Source organism: Arthrobacter sp. 7Tela_A1, assembly GCF_049311065.1.
Lineage (GTDB): Bacteria > Actinomycetota > Actinomycetes > Actinomycetales > Micrococcaceae > Arthrobacter_B.
The window spans coordinates 1-21,653 of the sequence record NZ_JAXIOO010000006.1; the positions used below are offsets into that span (position 1 = coordinate 1).

At 65.0% G+C, this 21,653-nt stretch carries 20 protein-coding genes and 2 pseudogenes; 7 read left to right on the top strand and 15 right to left on the bottom strand.

Annotated features, from left to right (window positions below; genetic code table 11):
- Window positions 1–58 precede the first annotated feature (58 nt).
- The 3 genes from TVB01_RS03840 to crcB are packed head-to-tail and all read left to right on the top strand — an operon-like array spanning window position 59 to window position 1,217.
- Window positions 59–391 carry a hypothetical protein gene (locus TVB01_RS03840; protein WP_422454257.1) on the top strand — a complete coding sequence of 111 codons (333 nt, stop codon included), beginning with the start codon at window positions 59–61 and terminating at the stop codon, window positions 389–391.
- The gene (locus tag TVB01_RS03845) at window positions 388–843 is read left to right on the top strand and encodes a fluoride efflux transporter FluC (RefSeq protein WP_152229148.1); all 456 of its coding nucleotides are present in this window, start codon (window positions 388–390) and stop codon (window positions 841–843) included. The genes TVB01_RS03840 and TVB01_RS03845 overlap by 4 nt, the downstream gene beginning before the upstream one ends.
- Window positions 840–1,217 (top strand): fluoride efflux transporter CrcB, encoded by a 378-nt coding sequence (gene crcB, locus TVB01_RS03850; protein ID WP_422454260.1) that lies wholly within the window; start codon window positions 840–842, stop codon window positions 1,215–1,217. Before TVB01_RS03845 ends, crcB begins: the two co-directional genes overlap by 4 nt.
- 40 nt (window positions 1,218–1,257) lie before the next feature.
- Here the strand turns inward: crcB and TVB01_RS03855 are convergent, their stop codons facing one another.
- The 14 genes and pseudogenes from TVB01_RS03855 to TVB01_RS03920 all read right to left on the bottom strand — a co-directional run bounded on the left by TVB01_RS03855 (window position 1,258) and on the right by TVB01_RS03920 (window position 15,517).
- A complete protein-coding gene (locus TVB01_RS03855; protein WP_422454261.1) occupies window positions 1,258–2,187 on the bottom strand; it encodes an urea transporter in 930 nt (309 codons plus the stop codon).
- Window positions 2,184–3,338: a HoxN/HupN/NixA family nickel/cobalt transporter gene (locus TVB01_RS03860; protein ID WP_422454263.1), complete on the bottom strand. Its 1,155-nt coding sequence runs from the start codon at window positions 3,336–3,338 to the stop codon at window positions 2,184–2,186. Before TVB01_RS03860 ends, TVB01_RS03855 begins: the two co-directional genes overlap by 4 nt.
- A 13-nt stretch (window positions 3,339–3,351) precedes the next feature.
- Window positions 3,352–4,410 carry an urease accessory protein UreD gene (locus TVB01_RS03865; protein ID WP_422454265.1) on the bottom strand — a complete coding sequence of 353 codons (1,059 nt, stop codon included), beginning with the start codon at window positions 4,408–4,410 and terminating at the stop codon, window positions 3,352–3,354.
- On the bottom strand, window positions 4,407–5,042 hold the full coding sequence (gene ureG, locus TVB01_RS03870) for an urease accessory protein UreG (RefSeq protein ID WP_422454266.1): 636 nt from the start codon (window positions 5,040–5,042) through the stop codon (window positions 4,407–4,409). The genes TVB01_RS03865 and ureG overlap by 4 nt, the downstream gene beginning before the upstream one ends.
- 76 nt (window positions 5,043–5,118) lie before the next feature.
- Window positions 5,119–5,808, bottom strand: coding sequence for an urease accessory protein UreF (locus TVB01_RS03875; RefSeq protein WP_422454268.1), 690 nt, complete (start codon window positions 5,806–5,808; stop codon window positions 5,119–5,121).
- A gap of 9 nt (window positions 5,809–5,817) precedes the next feature.
- Window positions 5,818–7,542: an urease subunit alpha gene (gene ureC / locus TVB01_RS03880; protein ID WP_422454270.1), complete on the bottom strand. Its 1,725-nt coding sequence runs from the start codon at window positions 7,540–7,542 to the stop codon at window positions 5,818–5,820.
- A 137-nt stretch (window positions 7,543–7,679) separates the two neighbouring features.
- A pseudogene (locus TVB01_RS03885) lies at window positions 7,680–7,985 on the bottom strand (urease subunit beta); the annotation flags it as partial.
- 60 nt (window positions 7,986–8,045) lie between these two features.
- Window positions 8,046–8,951 carry a hypothetical protein gene (locus tag TVB01_RS03890; RefSeq protein WP_422454272.1) on the bottom strand — a complete coding sequence of 302 codons (906 nt, stop codon included), beginning with the start codon at window positions 8,949–8,951 and terminating at the stop codon, window positions 8,046–8,048.
- Window position 8,952: 1 nt separating this feature from the next.
- Complete coding sequence (locus tag TVB01_RS03895) at window positions 8,953–9,258, bottom strand: urease subunit gamma (protein ID WP_227897094.1); 306 nt, start codon at window positions 9,256–9,258, stop codon at window positions 8,953–8,955.
- Between the two features lie 173 nt (window positions 9,259–9,431).
- On the bottom strand, window positions 9,432–9,860 hold the full coding sequence (locus tag TVB01_RS03900) for an OsmC family protein (protein ID WP_422454274.1): 429 nt from the start codon (window positions 9,858–9,860) through the stop codon (window positions 9,432–9,434).
- A 192-nt stretch (window positions 9,861–10,052) separates the two neighbouring features.
- Entirely contained in the window at window positions 10,053–10,400 is a 348-nt protein-coding gene (locus TVB01_RS03905) for a hypothetical protein (RefSeq protein WP_422454276.1), read from the bottom strand.
- A gap of 136 nt (window positions 10,401–10,536) precedes the next feature.
- A complete protein-coding gene (gene sucB, locus TVB01_RS03910) occupies window positions 10,537–12,288 on the bottom strand; it encodes a 2-oxoglutarate dehydrogenase, E2 component, dihydrolipoamide succinyltransferase (protein ID WP_422454278.1) in 1,752 nt (583 codons plus the stop codon).
- 124 nt (window positions 12,289–12,412) lie between these two features.
- Window positions 12,413–13,795: a dihydrolipoyl dehydrogenase gene (gene lpdA / locus TVB01_RS03915; RefSeq protein WP_227897087.1), complete on the bottom strand. Its 1,383-nt coding sequence runs from the start codon at window positions 13,793–13,795 to the stop codon at window positions 12,413–12,415.
- Between the two features lie 195 nt (window positions 13,796–13,990).
- Complete coding sequence (locus tag TVB01_RS03920; RefSeq protein WP_422454279.1) at window positions 13,991–15,517, bottom strand: leucyl aminopeptidase; 1,527 nt, start codon at window positions 15,515–15,517, stop codon at window positions 13,991–13,993.
- A gap of 209 nt (window positions 15,518–15,726) precedes the next feature.
- Here TVB01_RS03920 and TVB01_RS03925 point away from each other — a divergent pair.
- The 4 genes and pseudogenes from TVB01_RS03925 to TVB01_RS03940 all read left to right on the top strand — a co-directional run.
- Window positions 15,727–16,620: pseudogene (locus TVB01_RS03925) on the top strand (proteasome assembly chaperone family protein); the annotation flags it as partial.
- Window positions 16,621–16,836: 216 nt separating this feature from the next.
- Entirely contained in the window at window positions 16,837–18,192 is a 1,356-nt protein-coding gene (locus TVB01_RS03930; protein ID WP_422454281.1) for an MFS transporter, read from the top strand.
- Window positions 18,193–18,298: 106 nt separating this feature from the next.
- Complete coding sequence (locus TVB01_RS03935; RefSeq protein ID WP_422454282.1) at window positions 18,299–19,540, top strand: DUF4192 domain-containing protein; 1,242 nt, start codon at window positions 18,299–18,301, stop codon at window positions 19,538–19,540.
- A 271-nt stretch (window positions 19,541–19,811) separates the two neighbouring features.
- Complete coding sequence (locus TVB01_RS03940; RefSeq protein WP_422454283.1) at window positions 19,812–21,056, top strand: RNA polymerase sigma factor; 1,245 nt, start codon at window positions 19,812–19,814, stop codon at window positions 21,054–21,056.
- 221 nt (window positions 21,057–21,277) lie between these two features.
- On the opposite strand, the gene TVB01_RS03945 is transcribed toward TVB01_RS03940, so the two are convergent.
- A complete protein-coding gene (locus tag TVB01_RS03945; RefSeq protein ID WP_422454285.1) occupies window positions 21,278–21,499 on the bottom strand; it encodes a DUF7455 domain-containing protein in 222 nt (73 codons plus the stop codon).
- Between the last annotated feature and the right edge of the window lie 154 nt (window positions 21,500–21,653).

The window sequence follows — 21,653 nt, forward strand, 5'->3', positions numbered from 1 at the left end:
CCCCCCGGACGGGCGGCCCGGCGTAGATAGGGAATGGCCGCAGGGGTAATCTCAGACGATGGGCACTTCCCCGGATTCCCGCCAGGAACACCCGGCCGTCGTCGGCGTTGCTCCCGGCCAGGCGCCGCGTGTGGTTTTGCAGGCTGCCCGCTTCGCCGAACGGTTTCAAACCGAGCTGATTTGCGCGCACGTAAACCCTGGTCGCCTCGGCACGGGCGAATCTCCAGACGGCTCCATGGACAGCCCTCCGCTGGATCCTGATTTCGCCGACGAGCGCGAAGTCAAATTCGACTCCGGTCTGGCCTCCGATCCTGCTGGGATTCTCGCTGATTCGAGCGTTCCGTGGCGCAGGCCGGCCATCCCCGGAGACGTCGTTCGGAGAGCACAATGAGCGGCACCCGCGCGGCGTACCTGCGCTGGGGACCGATCGGACTGGTTGCCCTTGGCGGCGCCGCCGGCGCAGCAAGCCGCGAGGGCCTGTCGCTCGTCATCCCGAACCTCGGCGAAGTCCCGATTGCGATCCCGATCATCAACGTGATCGGTGCCTTCCTGCTCGGCTACCTTTACGAGGCCGTCACCCGCCTGGACAAGGCCCGTCCGACCGGCGCGAACCTCAAGCTCCTGCTGGGCACCGGGTTCTGCGGCGGCTTCACCACCTACAGCTCACTGGCTACCGACACCGCCGTGCTTTTCCGCGACGGGCTCCCAGGATCCGCAGTGATTTACGCGCTGGCCACGGTGATTGTGGGCGCCTGCGCCACCTGGGCGGGCATCGCGATCGCGACCGCCGTCAACAACCGTGCCCCTGGCCCGCGCAGGGATGAACAGGAGGATGCGACATGACCCCCGGAATCTTCCTGTTGCTGGCCCTGGCCGGCGGCGTGGGCGCCACTGTTCGGTTTATGCTGGACGGGTTTATCCGTGCCCACTCCAAGACGCAGTTCGCCTGGGCGACGACGATCATCAACGTCTCCGGTTCCCTCGTGCTTGGTTTCCTTACCGGCCTCACCGTCGAGCACTTTGTATCCACCGACGTCAGCATCGTCATCGGTACCGGATTCCTTGGCGGCTATACGACCTTCAGCACGGCGAGCTACGAGACCGTGCAGCTCATTAAAAAGGGCCGCTACGGCGCGTCTTTCATCAGCGGAATCGTCATGCTTCTGCTCTCCGTCGCCGCTGCCGTGGCCGGCCTTTGGATCGGTGTTTCGCTCTAGCTGATTTCCATCTGCGTGGATGCAGCCGGACGACCCGCCGCTAGGGACGCTTAGCCGCGGGAATGTAGTGGGCGATTATCAGGAACACCCAGGTGGTGAGGATGTAAGGCCAGGTGTAGGTGGGCGCGGCTATGTCGTGCATCAGCAGGGTGACCAACGCTGTCACGGCGGTTCCAATGATCGCGAGCACCCATGAGATAGCGCTGCTGCGCAGGAACACGACGGCCAGTGCGATTGCAGTCAGCACGCCGGAGTAGCCGGCCAGGCCGTTGGCCGTTTCGGTAAGGGCTTCACCGAGAGCCAGGGCGCACAGGCTCCCCACCACGCTGCCGAGCAGGCCGGCCAGGCCAACCTTCCAGCTCGCCACGAACAGGCCCAGCAGAATGAGCGCTCCGGACCATTCGTTGTTGATGAGTACTACCTCGGACACGTTCGTCAGCAGCGAGCGGACGAAGGCCAGCGGCGCCGAATCGATGGTGTCCGATGATGCCGCGCTCACATGCAGCGGCTCCGTGCTGAACAGGATGATCGTTGCCACGATGCAGAACGGAGCCGTGGTCGAGGGCAGCCCGTAGATCCTCAGCGGCGTCTTTGTGAACAGTGCGTTCACCAGCCAGATGACCGGGGCACAGAGTATGCCGCCGGCCAGTGCGATTGGATACGCCTCCCATGGGGCGCCGATAGTCGCATAGGTCGCTGCTCCGACCAGGGCGCCGCAGAAACCCTGCATGCCCGCCGTGACTGAGGAGGAATCAGCTCCGATCAGACGGCCGGTCACTGTGTTCCCTGCGGCACCGATGAGGACCAGCAAGGCCATGCGCCAGTCTGCGACGGCAAAAGCGGCCAGTATCAGCAGCGCTGTGAGGACGTTGCTCTGGAAAAAGATCTGCGAGAGCCCCTGGCACCAGCCAGTCAGCCAGCCGGAGCCTGAGATGGCGGGACTTTGCGCCGCCGCACCGGTGTTGCTCATGCTCTTTCCTCCTCTGCCGAGTTCCCCTGGGGCCTGTCAGCCGAGGCTGGACCGGGACTGCCCCGTCCGTTCGGCATGGCCCACCGCTCCTCCACCTTGCCGAACCTCCAGTAGGCAGTGGAGATGAGCCAGACCAGAATGAGCGTGCCCACGATGATGTAGCCCAGGTTCTCCAGGTCAAGGCTCGCTACCCAACCGGTGAGCGGGTCGCGCAGCCCGAGCTTCTCATTCAGCAGGCCGACTAACTCGATTCCCCCGATCATGACGGCGATCATCACCGAGAGTCCGGTGATGGTGAGGTTGTAGTAGACCTTCCTGATGGCATTGATGCTCGCCCAGCCGTAGGCACGTACCATGGCCGCGGAGTCGAGTGTGTCGAAGAGGCTCATGCCGGCGGCGAAAATCAGCGGCAGGCAGAGAATGGCGTACCACGGCAGCCCGGTTGCCGCTCCTGTTCCGGCCAGCACCAGCAGCGCGATTTCGCTGGCGGTGTCGAATCCCAGCCCGAACAGGAACCCGACAAGGTACATCTTTGCCGGCCGGTCGATGGTGCGCATCAGCGGCCGCAGGACTCGGGTAATCATGCCGCGGCCCTGCAGATGGCGCTCCAATTCCAGCTCGTCGAGTTCCCCGTTGCGCGATGCCCGCCAGACCTTGAGGATCCCCATGAACGCGACGGCGTTGATGAGCCCGATCACCAGGAGGAAGACGCCGGAGACAACTGTGCCGAACACGCCGAGGGCGCTGCGTACACCGTTGCCGTCATCGCTCAGTCCCACTGCCCAGCTCACGCCCAGCGCCAGCAGGGCGGCCATCAGGAAGACGATGGTGGAGTGCCCCAGGGAGAAGAACAGGCCGACGCCGGCGGCCGGGCGGCGCAGGTCGACCAGCTTGCGGGTGGTGTTGTCGATGGCCGCGATGTGGTCGGCGTCGAAGGCATGCCGTACGCCGAGCACGTAGGCCACCAGGGCAAGGCCCACCCCAAAGACGGATGAACCCAGCTGCAGGTGCAGCGGCTCCACCAGGAAGAAGAAGAGACCGAAGCCCGCGACGTGAAGTGCGATGACCGGAAGGAAGGCCAGAGTCACCTGCGCCCGGTACGAGCGCTGCTGCGGTGCGGCTTCCGCCAGCACGTTCGAGTGTTTGCGCACGGTCGCAACTTTCCTAGATTTTCCGAATCACAGGTGCCCGGTTCCCGGTCAGCAGCTCATGCACGGCAGCTGCCGCGGCCGTGTTCGCTGCCGCCACAGCCACGGTGTCGTTGCCCACCAGCCGCATCCAGACGCCTGCGTCACCAGGCAGCGTACTGACTCCGAAGATCAGGTCACCGCCGCTTTCACTGACCGCCTGGCCCACAGTCTCGGCCAGCTGCGCCGCCGGAACCAGGGGAGTGAAGACGTAGAGCATTGCCAGCACGTCGTGGCCGGCGAGTACGCCGAGCCCATTGACCCCTCCCGCTTCGCCCGCGCCCGTACCGTCCTTGGGGCAGAGCCGTACCCGGTCCAGGGCCACCAGCCTGCCGTCCGGGCGCCGCACCTCGAGATCGGAGGCGTACACGTCGTAGGCATGACGCTCACCGCGGGCGAGCCGGCCGGCGTACACGGTTTCACCCAGCAGCAGTGTCGCCGACTCATCGAGCACCACCGAAGTCTGCTGGTAGAAGCGTGAATCGGCAAAGGGCACAACGGGGTCGGGCAGATACTCCACATAGGCGTCTTCACCGGCGTCGACGTTCATGAGCGCAGTGGCATAGCCGTGGTCCATGCGGTACACGCGGGTATGCGCCTGGGTGGTGACGTGCGCTGATGTTCCGGGACCGAAACGCAGGTCGGTGCGCTGGCGGTCGCCCTGGAGGATGCCTCCGCCTGACGACATGAGGTAGGTGTAGGGCAGGTCGGGGCGCAGCAGGTTGAAGTACAGCGGCTTCATGATCTGCAGCGGTGACTTCTGGTAATGCTGCACCAGCTCGGTGCGGCCGCGGTTGCGGTCGAAGCCAAGCTGCAGGACGCCCACTTTTCCCGGACTGCCGACGGGCAGGCCGGTCGGCGCGCCGGCATGCCGCAGGACTTCCTCCGGAACCCGGAGCGGCTCGTAGTACGACGGTTCGAGCCGGTAGCCGCCGGTGCTCGGCGACCGCCCTCCGGTCCGTGGTTCGGGCGGCGGGGGATCGGAACTCAGCGGAACCGGTGAAGCGCTTCGCGGATCCGCAGCATTGACCGTCATCCGATGAGCTCGGTCTTGGCGCCGTTCCACTGCGACATGATCTGCTGATGGAGTTCGTCCACCCCATGTCCTGTGAGGGAGTTCGTCAGCACTACCGGTCTGCCTTCACGCACCCGGTGGGCATCGCTTTCCATCACCTCAAGGTTCGTGCGCACGTACTGTGCAATGTCGATCTTGTTGATCACCAGAATGTCACTGTCGGTGATTCCCGGACCCCGCTTGCGGGGCATCTTCTCACCTTCCGCAGTGTCCAGCACAAACACGAAGACGTCCGCCAGGGCCGGTGAAAAGGTGAGGGTCAGATTGTCTCCGCCCGACTCGTAGATGAGGGTGTCGATCTCGGGAAACCGGTCCAGCATCTCCGCACCGGCAGCCAGATTCATGGTCGGGTCATCACGTACTGCCGTATGCGGGCAGGAACCGGTCTCCACCCCGACTACCCGCTCGGGGTCAAGGATGCCGTCCAGTTCCCGGCGGACGTGGTGGGCATCCTCTTGCGTATAGATGTCGTTGGTGATGACGCCGGGGGTCCGTCCGGCCGCGATGAGCCGGGGAACGAGGGCCTCCGTCAGTGCAGTTTTGCCGCTGCCTACGGGTCCGCCGATTCCGATCCTCAGCACGTTCTCGCTCATATCTTCCTCTTTCCAAAAAGTACGTTCCGTCTCTGGTGGCCGCGCATCCGCCCGGTGCGCGCTTCGTGTTGCCGTCCTAGCTGGCGAAGAGCCGTGCCTCCGCTTTCTCATGCCGCGCGGACATAACATCTGCCATCGGTGCGCAGCCGCCGAGGTCGGCCAGGTCCCGTTCCAGGGCGGCGTCGGTCGCCTGCTCGATCACGCCGGCCGTTTCCAGGAGGACAGCCTGGGCATGACGGTGGTCCGTCAGCCGCAGCCGGAGCGCGGCACCGACGAAGCTGGCCGAAAAGGCGAACAGGTCCGATGCCACGGCCTGCCGGGTCTGGACCCCGGCAGCCGCATACATCACTGCCGTCACGACCGGCTGGCAGCCCGGCGTGGCCCGGCTGCGCACCCGTTCGCCGTAGCGGGCCAGCAGCGGCCAGTCCATCAGCTCGGCACCCAGGTCGATCAGCTGGTGCCCGCTGCGCACGGATGCCTTGCGCATTTCCGCGTTCAGCTTGGAAGCGAAGAGGAGCTGGTCGATTTCCTGCACCAGTTCCACGTCGCCGTCGGACGCTGCGCGGTGAGCTGCGGCGAGAGCAGTTGCGTCCCCCGGTCCGACCGAGTGCAGCAGCAGCCCGGCCAGCAGCGGCTGCACGTCGCTGCGCGAGACGAGCCGTGCCTGGCTGTAGCCTTCCAGTCCGTGCGACATCGTGTAGAAGCCGCTGGGGAAGGCAGAATCTGCGAACTGCAGGCTGGTGAGCAGTTGGGGGATATCCGACATGCGCCGCCCCTAAGCCAGGAAGAACAGCTGGGTCAGCGGCAGGGACTGTGCCGGAGATATGGAGGCCAGTGTGCCGTTGTACGTCACGTCGTAGGTCTCCGGGTCCACCGTGATGTCAGGCGTGGCATTGTTGCGGACCATGTGTTCCTTGCCGATGCCGCGGCAGCGGTGTACCGGGAAGACCTGGCTCTCCAGCCCGAGTTGTTCCGGCACCCCCTTGTCGATGGCTGCCTGGGACATGAAGGTGGCCCGGGTGCTCTGCAGAGCCCGGCCCTGCGCGCCGAACATGGGACGGTAGAACACCGGCTGCGGGGTGGGCAGGGATGCGTTCGGATCTCCCATCAGCGCCCAGTTGATCAGCCCGCCCTTGACGATCAGCCGCGGCTTGGCCGCAAAGGACTGGATCGGCCAGAGGACGATGTCCGCCATCTTCCCGGCTTCCAGCGAACCGATGTAGTCAGACACACCCTGGGTAATGGCTGGGTTGATGGTGATCTTCGCCAGGTAGCGCAGCACCCGGAAGTTGTCGTTGTCCGGGCTGTCCTCCGGCAGCTTGCCGCGCTGGTCCTTGCAGTGATGGGCGATCTGGAAGGTCCGCATAAAGGACTCACCGATCCGCCCCATGGCCTGGGAATCGGAGGACACCATCGAGATGATGCCTTCGTCGTGGAAAACGGTCTCGGCCGAGATCGTCTCGGCCCGTACACGGGAGTCGGCGAAGGCCACGTCTTCGGGGATGTCGTGGGAGAGGTGGTGGCAGACCATCACCATGTCGAGGAGCTCGTCCACCGAGTTGGCGGTGTAGGGCAGGGTCGGGTTGGTGGATGAGGGGAGCACGTTGGGGTGGCCTGCCACCTTGATGATGTCCGGTGCGTGCCCGCCGCCGGCGCCCTCGGTGTGGAAGGTGTGGATGGTACGGCCGTCGATCGCGTCGAGCGTGTTTTCCACGTAACCGGCCTCGTTGAGGCTGTCGGTGTGCACCGAGATCTGGATATCGTAATCGTCCGCCACGGTGAGCGCCATGCTCAGGGCAGCGGGCGTTGCACCGAAGTCTTCGTGGACCTTGAGGCCCGCGGCGCCGCCCTCGATCTGCTCGATCAGGGCTTCCGGCAGCGATCCGTTCCCCTTGCCGAGTACGCCCATATTGACCGGCATGCCCTCGATTGACTGGAGCATCCTGCCGAGGTTCCATACACCGGGAGTAGTGGTGACGCCGTTGGTGCCGTCGGTCGGCCCCGTTCCGCCTCCAAAAAGGGTGGTGATGCCGTTGGACAGGGCAGCCAGGGCCTGCTCGGGGGAGATGTAGTGCACGTGGGAGTCGATGCCGCCGGCAGTGGCAATGAAGTGTTCGCCGGCCAGCAGTTCGGTGCCCGGTCCAACGACAAGACGGGGATCGACGCCGCTTTGGGTGTGCGGGTTCCCGGACTTGCCGACCCCGGCGATCTTGCCGTCGCGAATGCCGATGTCGCCTTTAACGACGCCGAGAATGGGGTCCAGGATGATGGCGTTGGTGATGACCAGATCCAGGACTCCTTCAGCGGAAGTCGCCTGGGGGTCGGCGGCCATGCCGTCGCGGGCGGTCTTGCCGCCGCCGTAGACAACTTCGTCACCGTAGTGGCCCTCGTTGAAGTCCTTCTCGATCTCGATCACCAGATTGGTGTCGGCCAGGCGGACCCGGTCGCCGGTGGTTGGACCGAAGAGGTCTGTGTACTGTTTACGCGAAATTTTCGCCATCACTTCTTCCCCTCGTTTGCGGAGCCGGCCTTCGCCGTGCCGCCCTGGTTGTTCGCAGTGGGTTTGGCGCTCGGCTTGCCGTCCTGGAACCCGAGTTCCCTCATCCGTGCCATGGCACGGATCTTGGTGTCAGCGGCGTCGAGCCCTCCGTCGACGAGGTTGTTGAAACCGATTACTCGCCGGCCGCCGGCATAGGCGGTGAGGGTCACCTCCCGGGTGTCGCCGGCCTCAATACGCACTCCGGTGCCTGCAGGCAGGTCCAGGTGCATGCCGTATGCGAGTTCGCGTTCGAACAGCAGGGCCTTGTTGGTTTCGAAAAAGTGGAAGTGGGAGCCGATCTGCACGGCACGGTCTCCCGTATTGCTGACCAGCAGGGTGACGCTTGGCCGGCCTGCGTTGATCTCAATGTCCTCTTGCTTGTGGTCGTAGGTGGGGCTGCCCATCATGATGTGTCCTTCCCTAGCGCGCAGGGCGCTGCAAGTGGTTGTGCGGCGGGGGCCCGGTCAATTCCAACCGACCGGGGCGGGATGGCTGTGCGGATGGCCGGCAGCCATCCCGGAGCCATGCGGATGGGAGTGCCCGCCCGACTCCTCAAAGGCGTGCGAGTGGGCGTAACCGTGGCCGTGGTCGGCCTGGAGGCCCGCTTCCACTCCGGTCCGGCCGTGGCTCAGGGCGTGCAGGGTGTCGCGGACACGCTCACCAATGATTCTGAGCACCGCCTTTTCGCTCATGAGCGGGCCGTAAAACTCGACGCCGGAAAAATCTCCGGTGCCGTAAGGCACCGGATCCGAGTACACGGTTGGCGCCCGGCGGAAACCGGCCGGAACCACGTAGGTGTGGGTGCTGCCGAGCAGCCGGAGCCGCTGAACAGCCTCCTGAAGCGCTTCGACGCTGCCGACCGCCGCCGCCTCAACGGGAATGCCTGCTCCATGCGTGCGGACCAGGTGGGAGATGCGGTAGAGGTCGGCGTCGTCGAAGGGATTGGCGGCATCGGCGGTGATCAGCACTGCGGCGCCCGGGTCCCGCCGCCGCACTTCGGTGGCGGCAGTTCGCAGCCAGGCCGTGAGATGGTCGGGGGTTCCGAACGGATCGGACAGTGCCAGCTGCGGCGCAGGGCCTCCGGTGCCGGCTGCCGCTGCGAGCCAGCGAAGTGTCTTCGCCGTGTCGGCAATGAGAGTGGGGTTGCGGCCAAACGTCATCGGAAGCACTGCTACGGGCTGGGGGCCGGAAGCGGAAACGTCCCTGTCCGGGGCGAGGAGCTGCGTGAGCAGATTGTGGAGGGGCCGGCCGGCCGGGCTGACGAAGACACCTGGCATCAGGTCCGGCACGAAGGAAAGATCCACGCCGTTCCCGCTCTCGTGTCCTCCGACCAGCACCACCGCCGCGCCCGGCTCCGGGCGCTGCGTCAACTCACACCCCGATGGGATCGTGGCAGGAGACGAGCTTGCTGCCGTCGACGAAGGTCGCTTCGATCTGCAGCAGGGGCAGCCGCTCACGGACGCCGTCCATGCATTGGCTCTCAGAGACGATGGTTTTGCCGAGTTCCATCACCTCTGCCACGGTCCGGCCGTCCCGGGCACCTTCAAGGATGGCCTCGCAGATCAGGGCTGTGGCCTCGCTGACGTTGAGTTTGGTTCCCCGGTCGCGTCGTTTGCGGGCCAGATCGGCCACTTGGTACACATAGAGTTTGTCGATTTCTTTGGGCGTGAGGTTCATGTCTTCACCTTCAGAACACAGTTGCGGCTGTCTCGAAACCGCTCCCTTGGCTCGCCGCCAAGCTCGCTTGCTAGCGAGACTACGCGCGCCCGGTGGCCACCAAAACCCTCAAGGACCTCTCCCGGGCGGAAGAGGTCCTTTTCGTCTTGGGCTGCGGCCGGGAGAGTGTTGGACTAGGCCTCCAGCGACGCGTCCATGGTGATGCTGATGCCGGCCAGGGCCTGCGAGACGGGGCACCCGGTCTTGGCAGATTCTGCGATGTCCGTGAATTCCTCCGCTGTCAGGCCGGGGACAGCGGCGGAAACCGTAAGGTGGCTGCCCGTGATCCCGGTTCCGGGAACGAAGGTGACCTCGGCGGAAGCATGGATGCGTTCAGCGGTCTTGCCGGCCTCGGCCAGTGCGTTGCTGAAGGCCATGGAGAAGCAGGCGGAATGGGCCGCGGCAATCAGTTCTTCCGGACTGGTGCGCCCGTCGGCGTCCTCAGCGCGCGCCTTCCAGGTGACATCGAACGTACCGAGATGGGAGGAGTCGAGCGTGACTTCCCCTCTTCCATGGAAGAGGTCCCCGTTCCAGACGGTATGGGCTGAGCGGACAGTAGCCATGAGTGCTCCTTCGAGGGGGTGGGCCGGTGCCGGTGTCCCCGGCTGCGGCCCATCCTTGCAGGTCGGTCGGGCCAGGACCAGACCCCTGGACTGGTCCTGGGCGGGCCTGGAGAGCAGACAAAAAAGTACCTCCCCTCGACAGGTCGAGGAGAGGTACCGGAAAACTGCGGGTTCAAGCAGGGAAACCTGTTGTTACCACATGGTGGCGAGGGCGACGTTCACAACGGTCAGGATGCCGACGCCGTTGGCCAGGCCGCCCGGGACGGGCTGGTCCTTCTTGTACTTGCGCTGGCCAATGAACGCCATGACGGCAATAGCCAGGGTAATGGCAAGCTTGATGCCGACCTTCAGGTGGTTAACGTCGCCGTCGCCCATCTCATTCATGCCGACCAGCAGGAGGCCGGTGACCAGCTGCAGCAGTGCCGCGTGGAACTGGCCGGGCATGACGGTCGGGTTCTTGATCCTGGCGGCCCAGATGCCGACGATCAGGCCTGCGCCAAGGATGTGGAGGAAAACGAGGAAGCTATGAAGGAAGTCCATGCCTTCGATGTTACCGACACTATGTCAGTGGATAACAATTAAACGGTAACTATTCTACAACGAGTAGAAAATCGCAGGCCAGATGGCTTAAACGACGGTGGGCGCCCCCGCGGGGGCGCCCCCCCCGAATCTGGAGCTAGAGGCCCAGATCGGCCTCGAAGTTGCCTTCTTCCAACCGTGCCCGCAGCGTCTGCAGGAATCGGCCGGCGTCGGCGCCGTCCACCAGTCGGTGATCGTAGGTGAGGGAGAGGTACATCATCGAACGGATGGCGATGGTGTCATTGCCGTCCTCATCGGTGCGTACCACTGCGCGCTTCACGATGGCGCCCGTGCCCAGGATTCCGACCTGGGGCTGGTTGATGATCGGCGTGTCGAAGAGCGCTCCGACGCTGCCGATGTTGGTGATCGTGAAGGTACCGCCGGACAGTTCGTCCGGGCCGATCTTCCCGCTGCGGGTCCGGGCACCGACGTCGGCAATGCGCTTGGCCAGGCCGGCGATGTTCAGGTCGCCGGCGTCATTGATGACGGGAACCAGCAGGCCCTTTTCGGTGTCCACCGCGATCGCCAGGTGCTCGGCGTCGTGGTACGTGATTTCCTGGCTCTCGGAGTCGTACGACGCGTTGAGCTTCGGGTGCTGCTTCAACGCCTCGACGACAGCCTTGGCGATGAACGGCAGGAACGTGAGGTTCGCACCGTTCTGCTCCTTGAAGCCTGCCTTGGCCTGCTGGCGGAGGGCTGCGATGCGCGTCATGTCGACTTCGTGGACCTGAGTCAGCTGGGCCGACGATTCCAGGGACTCCACCATGCGGCGTGCAATCGTCTGGCGGATCCGCGGTGCCTTGACCGTGGTGCCCCGCAGCTTGGCGCTTTCCTCGCTGATCTTGGCCGGTGCGGCCTTCTCGGAGGAAGCAGCCGGGGCTGCAGGAGTCTCGGCTTTCTTGGACTCAGCCGCGGCGAGCACATCCTGCTTGCGGATGCGGCCTGCTACGCCGGTGCCCTTCACCGTGGAGAGGTCAACGCCGTGTTCGTTAGCCAGCTTGCGGACCAGCGGCGTGACGTAGGTTCCCTCGGAGGCAGGCTCCTCAGCCTTGGGAGCTTCCTGCTTGGGAGCTTCCTGCTTCGGAGCTTCCTGCTTCGGAGCCTCCTGCTTGGGAGCTTCTTCCTTCTTCGGTTCGGCGACGGGCGCGTCGCGCTCAGTCGAAGGAGCAGCTGCAACCGGTTCCGCTTCCTTGGGCTCGGCCTTGGCCGGAGCGGCGGACCCCGAGCCGATGACGGCCAGGACGGAGCCGACCTCGGCCGTCTCGTCCTCGTTGACCTTGATCTCGAGCAGCTTGCCTGCAACCGGGGACGGGATCTCAGTGTCGACCTTGTCGGTGGAGACCTCCAGCAGGGGTTCGTCCACGGCAACCTCGTCGCCTACCGACTTCAGCCAGCGGGTCACGGTGCCTTCCGTGACGCTTTCGCCCAGGGCGGGCAGCGTGACGTCGGTGCTGTCACCGGAGCCGGAATCAGCCGAGCCGGAATCCTGTGCAGGTGCAGCTTCCTCGGCAGGTGCCTCTTCAGCCGGGGCTTCCTGCGCAGGTTCTTCTTCCTGAGCAGGGGCTTCCTCCGCGGCAGCCGGTGCGTCGGAAGAGCCGGAAGATGCGCCGGAGCCGTCACCGATGCGGACGAGGGCTTCCCCGACCTCCGCGGTCTCGTCTTCGGCGACGAGGATTTCCTCGATCACGCCGGCCACGGGAGACGGGATTTCAGTGTCGACCTTGTCGGTGGACACCTCCAGCAGGGGTTCGTCGACGGCGACGGTATCGCCCACCTGCTTCAGCCAGCGGGTAACGGTGCCTTCGGTGACGCTCTCACCAAGGGCCGGTAAGTTCACGGTTTCAGACATATTGTCCCCGTTTCTCCTTGTTAGTTCTTTGACCAGCCGTACCGCTGGTGCTGGTTGGTTTGAAGCCTAGTGCACCCGGCGGCCAGGCTGCCGGGTGCACCAGGAAAATTCACCGGGATGTGCCTTAGCCGTGCAGCGGCTTGCCGGCGAGGGCCATAGCGGCCTCACCGATGGCTTCGTTCTGTGTGGGGTGTGCGTGGAGCAGGCCCGCGAGGTCCTCCGGGTAGGCTTCCCAGTTCACGATCAGCTGTGCTTCGCCGATCTGCTCGCCGATGCGGCCGCCGATCATGTGGACACCGATGATGGGGCCGTCCTTCTCGCGCACCATCTTGATCAGCCCGGAGCTGCCCAGGATGGAGGTCTTGCCGTTGCCGGCCAGGTTGTATTCCTGGACCTGGACATTCTCGGCACCGAGCTTTTCCTTGGCCTTGGCTTCGGTCAGGCCCACAGAGGCGATTTCCGGTTCGCAGTAGGTGACCTTCGGGATGTTGACGTCCTCGACGACTACCGGCTTCAGGCCGGCGATTTCCTCGGCGACGAAGATGCCCTGCTGGAAGCCCCGGTGGGCCAGCTGCAGGCCGGGGACGATGTCGCCCACGGCGTAGACGTTGCCAACACCGGTGTGCAGGCGCTCGTTGGTGATAACGAAGCCGCGGTCCATGGTCAGGCCCGCTTCTTCGTAGCCGAGGTTGGCCGTGACCGGACCGCGGCCGACGGCGACGAGCAGCAGCTCGGCCTCGAAGGTCTTGCCGTCCGCCAGGGTGACGACGACGCCGTCGTCATTCTGCTCTACCTTCTCGAAGAAGATGCCGGTGCTGAACTTGATGCCGCGCTTCTTGTAAGCGCGCTCAAGGTTCTTGATGATGGCCGCATCTTCGTTGGGAACCAGCGAAGGCAGGCCCTCAACGATCGTGACGTCCACGCCGAAGGAGTTCCAGACCGAAGCGAACTCGACGCCGATGACGCCGCCGCCGAGGATGACCGCGCTCTTGGGAACGTAGTCCAGGGTCAGCGCCTGGTCCGAGGTGATGACGCGTCCGCCGATTTCCAGTCCGGGAAGGGAGCGGGAGTAGGAGCCGGTAGCCAGGATGATGTTGGAACCGGTGTAGGTCTCGCCGTTGACCTCGATGGTCTTCTCACTGGTGAGACGGCCCTCACCCTCGATGACGGTGATGCCCTTGGACTTGATCAGGCCCTGCAGGCCGCGGAACTTGCCCGCAATGATGTTGTCCTTGTAGGAGTTGACGGCGTCCATGTCGACCGAGTCGAACGTGGCGTTGATGCCGTACTTCGCTGCCGTCTTGGCGTTTTCTGCGATTTCGGCCGAGTGCAGGAGCGCTTTGGTGGGGATGCAGCCGTTGTGCAGGCAGGTGCCGCCCAGCTTCGCCTTCTCAATCAGGCCAACGGAAAAACCCAGTTCCACGGAACGAAGGGCGGCGGCGTACCCGCCGCTGCCTCCGCCGAGAATCAGGATGTCGAACTCTTGCGCAGTTGCCGTATCGGCCACGTGGACGCTCCCTCGCGTAATCGGTGTATGACGCGCAGGACGCGTCGGTTGAGTGATTTGGGCGGTAGTGATCAGGTCTCACACTATCGTCAGCGTTTGCCTGCATCCACTCGGAGCAGGATGGCGCCGGACGAATGTAATGAGAAACACGTGCAAAAACTGCCCCCGAAGTTGCACGCAGAATATGGGGCAGTGCTATGCCGTGCGGGCAAGTACGTCCTCGGCGTAGGAAACGAGGGTGCGTACTGCCACGCCCGTTCCTTCCTTTGGCGTGTAACCGTACGGCTTGCCCTCGTTGAACGCGGGGCCGGCAATGTCCAGGTGTGCCCACGGAATCTTGACGCCGTCGACTTCCCCGACGAATTCGCGAAGAAAGACTGCCGCCGTCATCATGCCGCCGAAGCGTTCGCCGATGTTTGCGATGTCGGCGGTAGCCGAGTCCAGGCTGGCCCGCAGTTCCTCAGGCAGCGGCATGGGCCAGAAGAGTTCGCCGGCGCGGTCTGCGGCAGCCTTGACGGCATCGCGGACGCCGTCCTCTCCCATCACCGCGGAAACCCTGTTGCCCAGGGCGACCATCTGGGCCCCGGTCAGCGTGGCGACGTCGATGAGCACGTCCGGGGACTCCTCGCTGGCCACGGCCAGGCCGTCCGCCATGACGAGCCGGCCTTCAGCATCGGTGTTCAGGACTTCAACCGTGCGGCCGCCGTAGGTGGTCATCACGTCGGACGGGCGCTGGGCAGTGCCGGAGGGCATGTTTTCGGCGAGGCAGAGCCATGAGGTCACCTTCACCGGAAGGCCGAGTTCGGCAATGGCCAGGAGGGCGTTAAGCACGACGGCGGCACCGCCCATGTCCGATTTCATGGCCTGCATGCCAGCAGCGGGCTTCAGTGACAGTCCACCGGAATCAAAGGTGATGCCCTTGCCGACCAGGGCCAGCTTCGCCTTGGCCCGGGCGGGGGAGTATTCGAGCTTGACCAGGCGGGGCGGGCGGGAAGAGCCCTTTCCGACGCCGAGGATGCCGCCGAAACCTTCGCGTTCAAGCTTCTTTTCGTCCCATACCGTGACCTTGACCGGAAGGGTGCGCGCGGCCTCACGGGCGGCGGCGGCGAAGGTTTCCGGGTACAGGTGGCTGGGTGGCTGGTTGACCAGTGAACGCGTGCTGTTGACGGCGCGGCCCAGGACACGGGCGCGTTCCAGGGCCGGCTTCAGTGCGGGCTCAGCCGCAGCGGCGGTTACGACAGTAATCGAGGAGACCGGCGCGGGCGTTTTGGATGCGTGGGAGCTGCGGTGTTCCGTGAAGCTGTAGGCGCCCAGCAGGGCGCCTTCCGCAACGGCCGCTGCGTCGGCCACGGTGGCCGCGGGCAGTGCCAGGGCAACAGTGGCCGTGCCGGCGAGCTGGCGCACAGCGGAACCTGCCGTTCGCCGCAGAGCCTCGGTGCTCAGCGGTTCACCGGCGGACACCTGTCCCAGTCCTGCCAGGACCAGCATCTCGGCGTCGAGTTCAGGCAGGCCGGGCAGCCGCACCACCTGGTCGGCGGCGCCGGTCACGCCCAGCAGCCCGAAGGAGCCGGCAACCGCCGAGGAAGTCTTTGGTGAGAAGGGGCTGTCAACGAGCACAGGGCCGTCCGGAGTCTGCCCGACTCCAACGACCAGGGCCTGTGCCGCAACTTTGCGCACATCCCGGGAAAGTACCTGCAGGTCCGGCTCACTGGCTTTGCTCACGAAGCTTCATCCTCTTCTGTGGTGTGTTTGCTGCTGCGTTGCTTTACCGATCGTAGTCTCTTAGCCCCGCTGCCCGCCGCCACCCTCCGTGTCTGCGGAATGAAATGGGTCCGTGCCTGCGTTTACGCTTGAGTAAGGATTGACAACACAGCGCTGTCCCGGCAGTGCACCCCGCCGACCAACGGGACGAGTTGCAGGAAGGTAAGAACATGCTTGATCCACTGACCCTGTTTAACCTGAACCCGGAACTGGCGGCCTCCGATGACGTGCGCGGGCTGAAGATGATTGCGGGGTTCACCGGCTTCGGGGAAGCCGGGCACGTCGTCTCCCAGGTGCGCGACGAACTGTTTGAAAGCCTGGACCATGACCTCGTGGCCACGTTCGACGCTGACCAGCTCATTGATTACCGGTCGCGCCGGCCGTCGCTGACGTTCGTCGAAGACCACTTCAGCGGCTACGAGGCACCCCGGATTGAACTGCACCGTTTCCATGACGGGCTGGGCGAGCCGTTCCTCTTCCTGACCGGCTTTGAGCCCGATTTCCAGTGGGAACGTTTCACAGCGGCCGTGCTTTCCCTCGTGAAGTCCCTCGACGTATCGCTCGTGGCTTGGATGCACTCCATTCCCATGCCTGTTCCGCACACGCGCCCGGTTGGCGTCACGGCCCACGGAAACCGGCCGGACCTGATTGAGGGAATCAGCTCCTGGAAGCCGACGGCGCAGATCCAGGCTGCCGTGGGGCATCTTCTGGAACTGCGGCTGACGGAGGCCGGAGTCGACGTCGTAGGCCACGTGGTGCACGTTCCCCACTATCTTTCCGACGCGGAGTTCCCGCCCGCCGCTGTAGCGGCACTGGAATACCTCGGTGCGGCGGCTAATCTGGTGCTGCCCACCGACCGGCTGCGCGAGGCCGGCCGTGAAGTGGAGAAGCAAATCGCCGAACAGATCGAAGCATCGGCCGAGGTCCGGGGTGTTGTTGCCACACTGGAGAGCCGCTACGACGAGTACACCGGCAGCACGTCCCGCCGGTCGCTTCTGGTGAAGGACAACGATGAGCTGCCCGACGCCGAGGAGCTCGGGGCAGCAGTCGAGGCCTATCTTGCCAGCCCACGGGCAGAAGATGAGACGGAGGCCCTGCTTGAAGGACTCGGCAGCCAGGATGCCGCGGGGACAGAAAAACTGCAGCCGGAGGACGAGGACACTGTTGAACCGAATGGCCCCACACCGCTTCCCGGCTCCGGTGACGAGTCCGGACCGGATACCGGCAGGCGCGGTCCCGCCGCAGAGTAGCGGGACCGGTACCGCTGACCGGTGCCGGGCATGAAGCACCGCGGGGCGTGGCTTGTCTGGGGTGCCGGTGTCTTCGCCTACATGGTGGCCGTCACCCAGCGGACTGCTTTCGGCGTTGCCGGCGTCGAAGCGACTGACCGTTTCGAGGCAACGGCTTCGGTCCTCTCCGTCTTTACCGTCGTCCAGCTGCTGGTCTACGCCGGTCTGCAGATCCCGGTGGGCATGCTGGTGGACCGCTTCGGGCCACGCCTGCTGATTACCGGCGGTGCAGCCCTGATGTGCGCCGGCCAGTTCCAGCTGGCGGTTGCCGACTCCGTCGGGGCAGGAATCGCCGGACGCTCCCTGGTGGGTGCGGGCGACGCCCTGACCTTCATTTCCGTACTCAGGCTGCTTCCCGCCTGGTTCCCGCCGGCACGGGTCCCCGTGCTGACCCAGTGGACGGGCATTATTGGACAGCTTGGCCAGATTGCCAGCGCCATCCCGTTCGCCTTCCTGCTCCGAAACCTCGGCTGGAACACCGCTTTTACCGGTGCAGCGGCCCTTTCCGTGCTGGCGCTGGTCCTCGCTTTTGCCCTGATCCGCAACCAGCCCAGTGGCTACCGCCCCTCCACAGCCGCAGAGCGGGGCCCGGAGTCCAGCCTCGCCGCGGCCTGGCGGCAGCCTGGAACGCGTCTGGGACTGTGGACGCACTTCACCATCCAGTTCCCCGGCACCGTGTTCGTGCTGATGTGGGGTTACCCCTACCTCGTCAGCGGTGAACAGGTCTCCGCGCCTACGGCGTCCTTCCTGATGACGTTCTTCGTGACGGTGGCAATCCTGTGCGGTCCCTGGCTGGGCGCATGGGTCGGCAGGCATCCGCTGCGCCGGTCCACCATGGTGCTGCTGATCGCCGGCGCCATGGCAACGGCCTGGCTGACAGTGATGCTCTGGCCCGGTCCGGCACCCATCTGGCTGCTGCTGCTCCTGGTTTCAGTGCTGGCCATCGGCGGGCCGGGATCCATGATCGGGTTCGACTTCGCCCGGACCTTCAATCCGGCCAGCCGGCTGGGAACGGCAACGGGGATCGTCAACATCGGCGGATTCGCTGCCTCCCTGGTCTCGATGTACCTGATAGGCCTGGTCCTGGACCTGCTCTACGCCGGGGGATTCTCCAACGGCAACCTATACGAGCTGGGGTCCTTCCGCATCGCGCTGGCCGTCCAGTTCGCCGTCATGCTGGTCGGAATTGCCGGAATCTTCCGGACCCGCCGCATCATCCGATCCCGTATGGCCAGCGAGGGACTGGATCTTCCGCCCTTGCGGGAAGCCTTGGCGCGTGAACGGCAGCGCCGCCGCAGCCAGCGCCGGAGCGGACAGGAAGGCACACCGGGGGAGGCGGAGGAATAGGGACCGGCCCTCCACAGGTGGCTGCCGGAGCTGTGCCAAGCACGCGCTCGTCCCCACGCCCAGGGCTTCGCGGGACGCCACTCAGCGGTGCAGCAACAGTACTCCCATGAATGAATTCGCCGAGCAACGGCCCTCACGCAACGGAACATCGGCCGAGGCCGAAAACGCCGTGCTGAAAGTTGGGTCGCCGGCAGACATACTCGCATTTGTCCCGCACTGTCTGGGTTTTGTCCCGCAGGAATCGCTGGTCCTCCTTGCGCTGAGAGGCCCAAGGCTGGGAGCCACGCTGAGGCTCGACCTGCCCAGTGCCGGAACAATGCGCGGCATGGAGGCGTCTGCCGGGACGGCAGGGCACGGATTTGCTGCCGGTTACAGTGCCCGTGTCTGCTCGCTTCTTGCCGGGGATGCAGAGGCAGACGGTGTCCTCGTCCTCGTCTACACCGACATTCCCTGGGAGCCGGAGGAAGAAGCGCCGTACGCAGCGTTGATTGCGAGGCTGAGTAAGGATCTGGCTGGCGCCGGGTTGGAAGTCCGTGACGGTTGGCTGGCCGGCAACGGGCACTGGCGCGACTATTTCTGCAGCTCGGCCCAGTGCTGTCCGTGGCCGGGTCATCCCCTGGACCAGGTCCATGGCAGTGCGCTGAACGCGGAACTCGTCTACCGGGGGAGCGCCTACTCGCCGTCCCTGGAGGCTGCCGTAGGGCTTGCCGGTGCGGGCGTGAGGAACCCCGAAACCGCCCGCAGCGAAGAGGCCAGCCGGCTGCGCTTCACCGGGTCATGGACCCAGGCCGCCACCTTCCGCGCAACACTGGCCCACTGGGAAGAACGGCTCTACGTCCCGGGCGGTCCCGCCCGGGACGGACTGCTGCTCGCAAGCCTTGAAGCAAAGCCGGTCCGGGACGCCGTCCTCGTTCTGGCTGCCCTGGGGCTCAACGCGGCGGTTGACGGAGCCCGCCACTGGCTTGCGCCGGCCGGGGCCGGACCGGATAGTCCGGATCCGAACGGGCTGAGCGGCACTCCGGACGCGGGGCACGTTTTTCGGTCTGTGCTCATTGGGCGCAGCCGGGAAGCTCCTGACTGGGATCGGCTTGACCGCGCTTACCTGCTGTTCCATTCCCTCCTGGCTGATGCAGATGGGGAACCAGCTGCGGCCCTGCTGACACTTTTGGGATGGCTCGAATGGGCGCGGGGGAGGAGCTCACGCGCAGACGTCTGCCTTTCCGCAGCCCTGCGGGCACAGCCGGGGTACCGCCTGGCGCAGTTGCTTCGGGCGCTGCTTATCCGCGGAGACCTGCCGGTCTGGACGCAGTCCCCGAAGACAGCCTGGCGGGGGCCTTCCTCCGGCTAGCCCAAAGCCGGCCGGCCTGCCGGCCCTGCGCGTTCGGTGCTGGCCGCGGCGTGAAAACATGCGACAATGGGAACCGAGACCCGGTTGGGTTCGTGTATCAAGTGTCGTTCCACACTTTCCGTTCACAGCGGAGGGAATAGGAACCGTATGCGGTGCGTTTCGAAAAGAAGCACGCCGCGTGCCGGCCATTTGGTTTAGCACGGACTTGACAGGGTCATAGTGGTGTTGCCCCGATGGTGGCGCCGCAGCCCGCCGTATTGAAAGGTTTTCTGTGTCCGCGAGAAAGACAACTGCTGTCAAAGAGACTGACACCGTGACTGCCGCCCCCGAAGTTACTGAGGCGGCCGCGGCCGCAGCGACCAAGACGGCCGCTAAACCCGCGCGCAAGCCGGCCGCACGCAAGGCCCCGGCCAAGGCCAAGGCGAAGAAGGAAGCTCCGGCTGAAGAAGCTGAAGTAACCAGCGAAGACTCGGACGCAGAGCCCACCGATGTTGACGTCGAAGTTGTCGAAGCCGATGCCCCGGACGCCGCGCCCACCGGATCCGGATTCGTCTACTCGGACGCCGACGACGATGACGCCCCCGCTCAGCAGGTCGTGTCGGCAGGTGCGACTGCCGACCCCGTCAAGGATTACCTGAAGCAGATTGGCAAGGTTGCCCTGCTGAACGCTGAGCAGGAAGTCGATCTGGCCCTGCGCATCGAAGCGGGACTCTACGCCGAAGAGAAGATCGCGGCCGATCCTGACATGGATCCCAAGCTCAAGCGCGACCTGCAGCAGATCATCCACGACGGCAAGCGGGCCAAGAACCACCTGCTGGAGGCCAACCTCCGCCTGGTGGTCTCCCTGGCCAAGCGCTACACCGGCCGCGGCATGCTCTTCCTGGACCTGATCCAGGAAGGCAACCTGGGCCTGATCCGGGCTGTGGAGAAGTTCGACTACACCAAGGGCTTCAAGTTCTCCACCTACGCCACCTGGTGGATCCGCCAGGCAATTACCCGTGCCATGGCGGACCAGGCGCGCACCATCCGTATTCCTGTGCACATGGTCGAAGTCATCAACAAGCTGGCCCGTGTCCAGCGCCAGATGCTGCAGGACCTGGGCCGTGAACCGGCTCCGGAAGAACTGGCACTTGAACTCGATATGACGCCGGAGAAGGTCGTCGAGGTCCAGAAGTACGGCCGCGAACCCATTTCGCTGCACACCCCGCTGGGTGAGGACGGCGATTCGGAGTTCGGCGACCTGATCGAAGACTCCGAAGCCGTGGTCCCCGCCGATGCTGTGAGCTTCACGCTCCTGCAGGAGCAGCTGCACTCGGTTTTGGACACCCTTTCCGAGCGTGAAGCCGGCGTCGTCGCCATGCGGTTCGGCCTCACCGACGGACAGCCCAAGACCCTGGACGAAATCGGCAAGGTCTACGGCGTGACCCGCGAGCGGATCCGCCAGATCGAGTCAAAGACCATGTCCAAGCTGCGCCACCCGTCGCGGTCGCAGGTCCTGCGGGATTACCTGGACTAAGACCTCAGAAGCACAGCGTGCAAAAAGAAGGAGTGCCCCGCCATGCGGGGCACTCCTTCTTTGGTCCGTCTACCGTCCGCGTTCCCAGCTGGCCGGTCCGGGCCAGGCGGATGCAGAAGCCGTGCGGGTGAAGAATGGGCGAAACCGGCCGAATACAGAAAGAGGGCCCTTCCCGCCGGGACGGGCCCTCTTTGCGTCCTATGGACAGCTGGTCCGAAAGATCAGTCCTCGGGAGAACCGGCCTTCTGGTGCAGACGTGCACTCTCGTCCTGCCACTCGGAAGTCAGGGGCCGGAGATTGGCCTCTACCGCCCGGGCGTGATGAGCGCAGAAAAGCAATTCCCCACCGGAGGTTTCGAGTACGGCCCGGACGTACGCCTGGGCACCGCAGCGGTCACAGCGGTCCAGTGTGTTGAGATGACGGGTAGCAACTGCTGCTGTCATGAGTGCCTCCTAAGGGGTGTTGATATCCCATATAACCACTTTTGTGCTGCGGACCTTTCCAACTGGGCGTGTCTTTCGCTCTGCGCGTACCAATGAGCTGGGACTGCCCGGAGCGCCGTGGAGCGGACGGCAGAGGAACGGCGCTGCTGAGTCG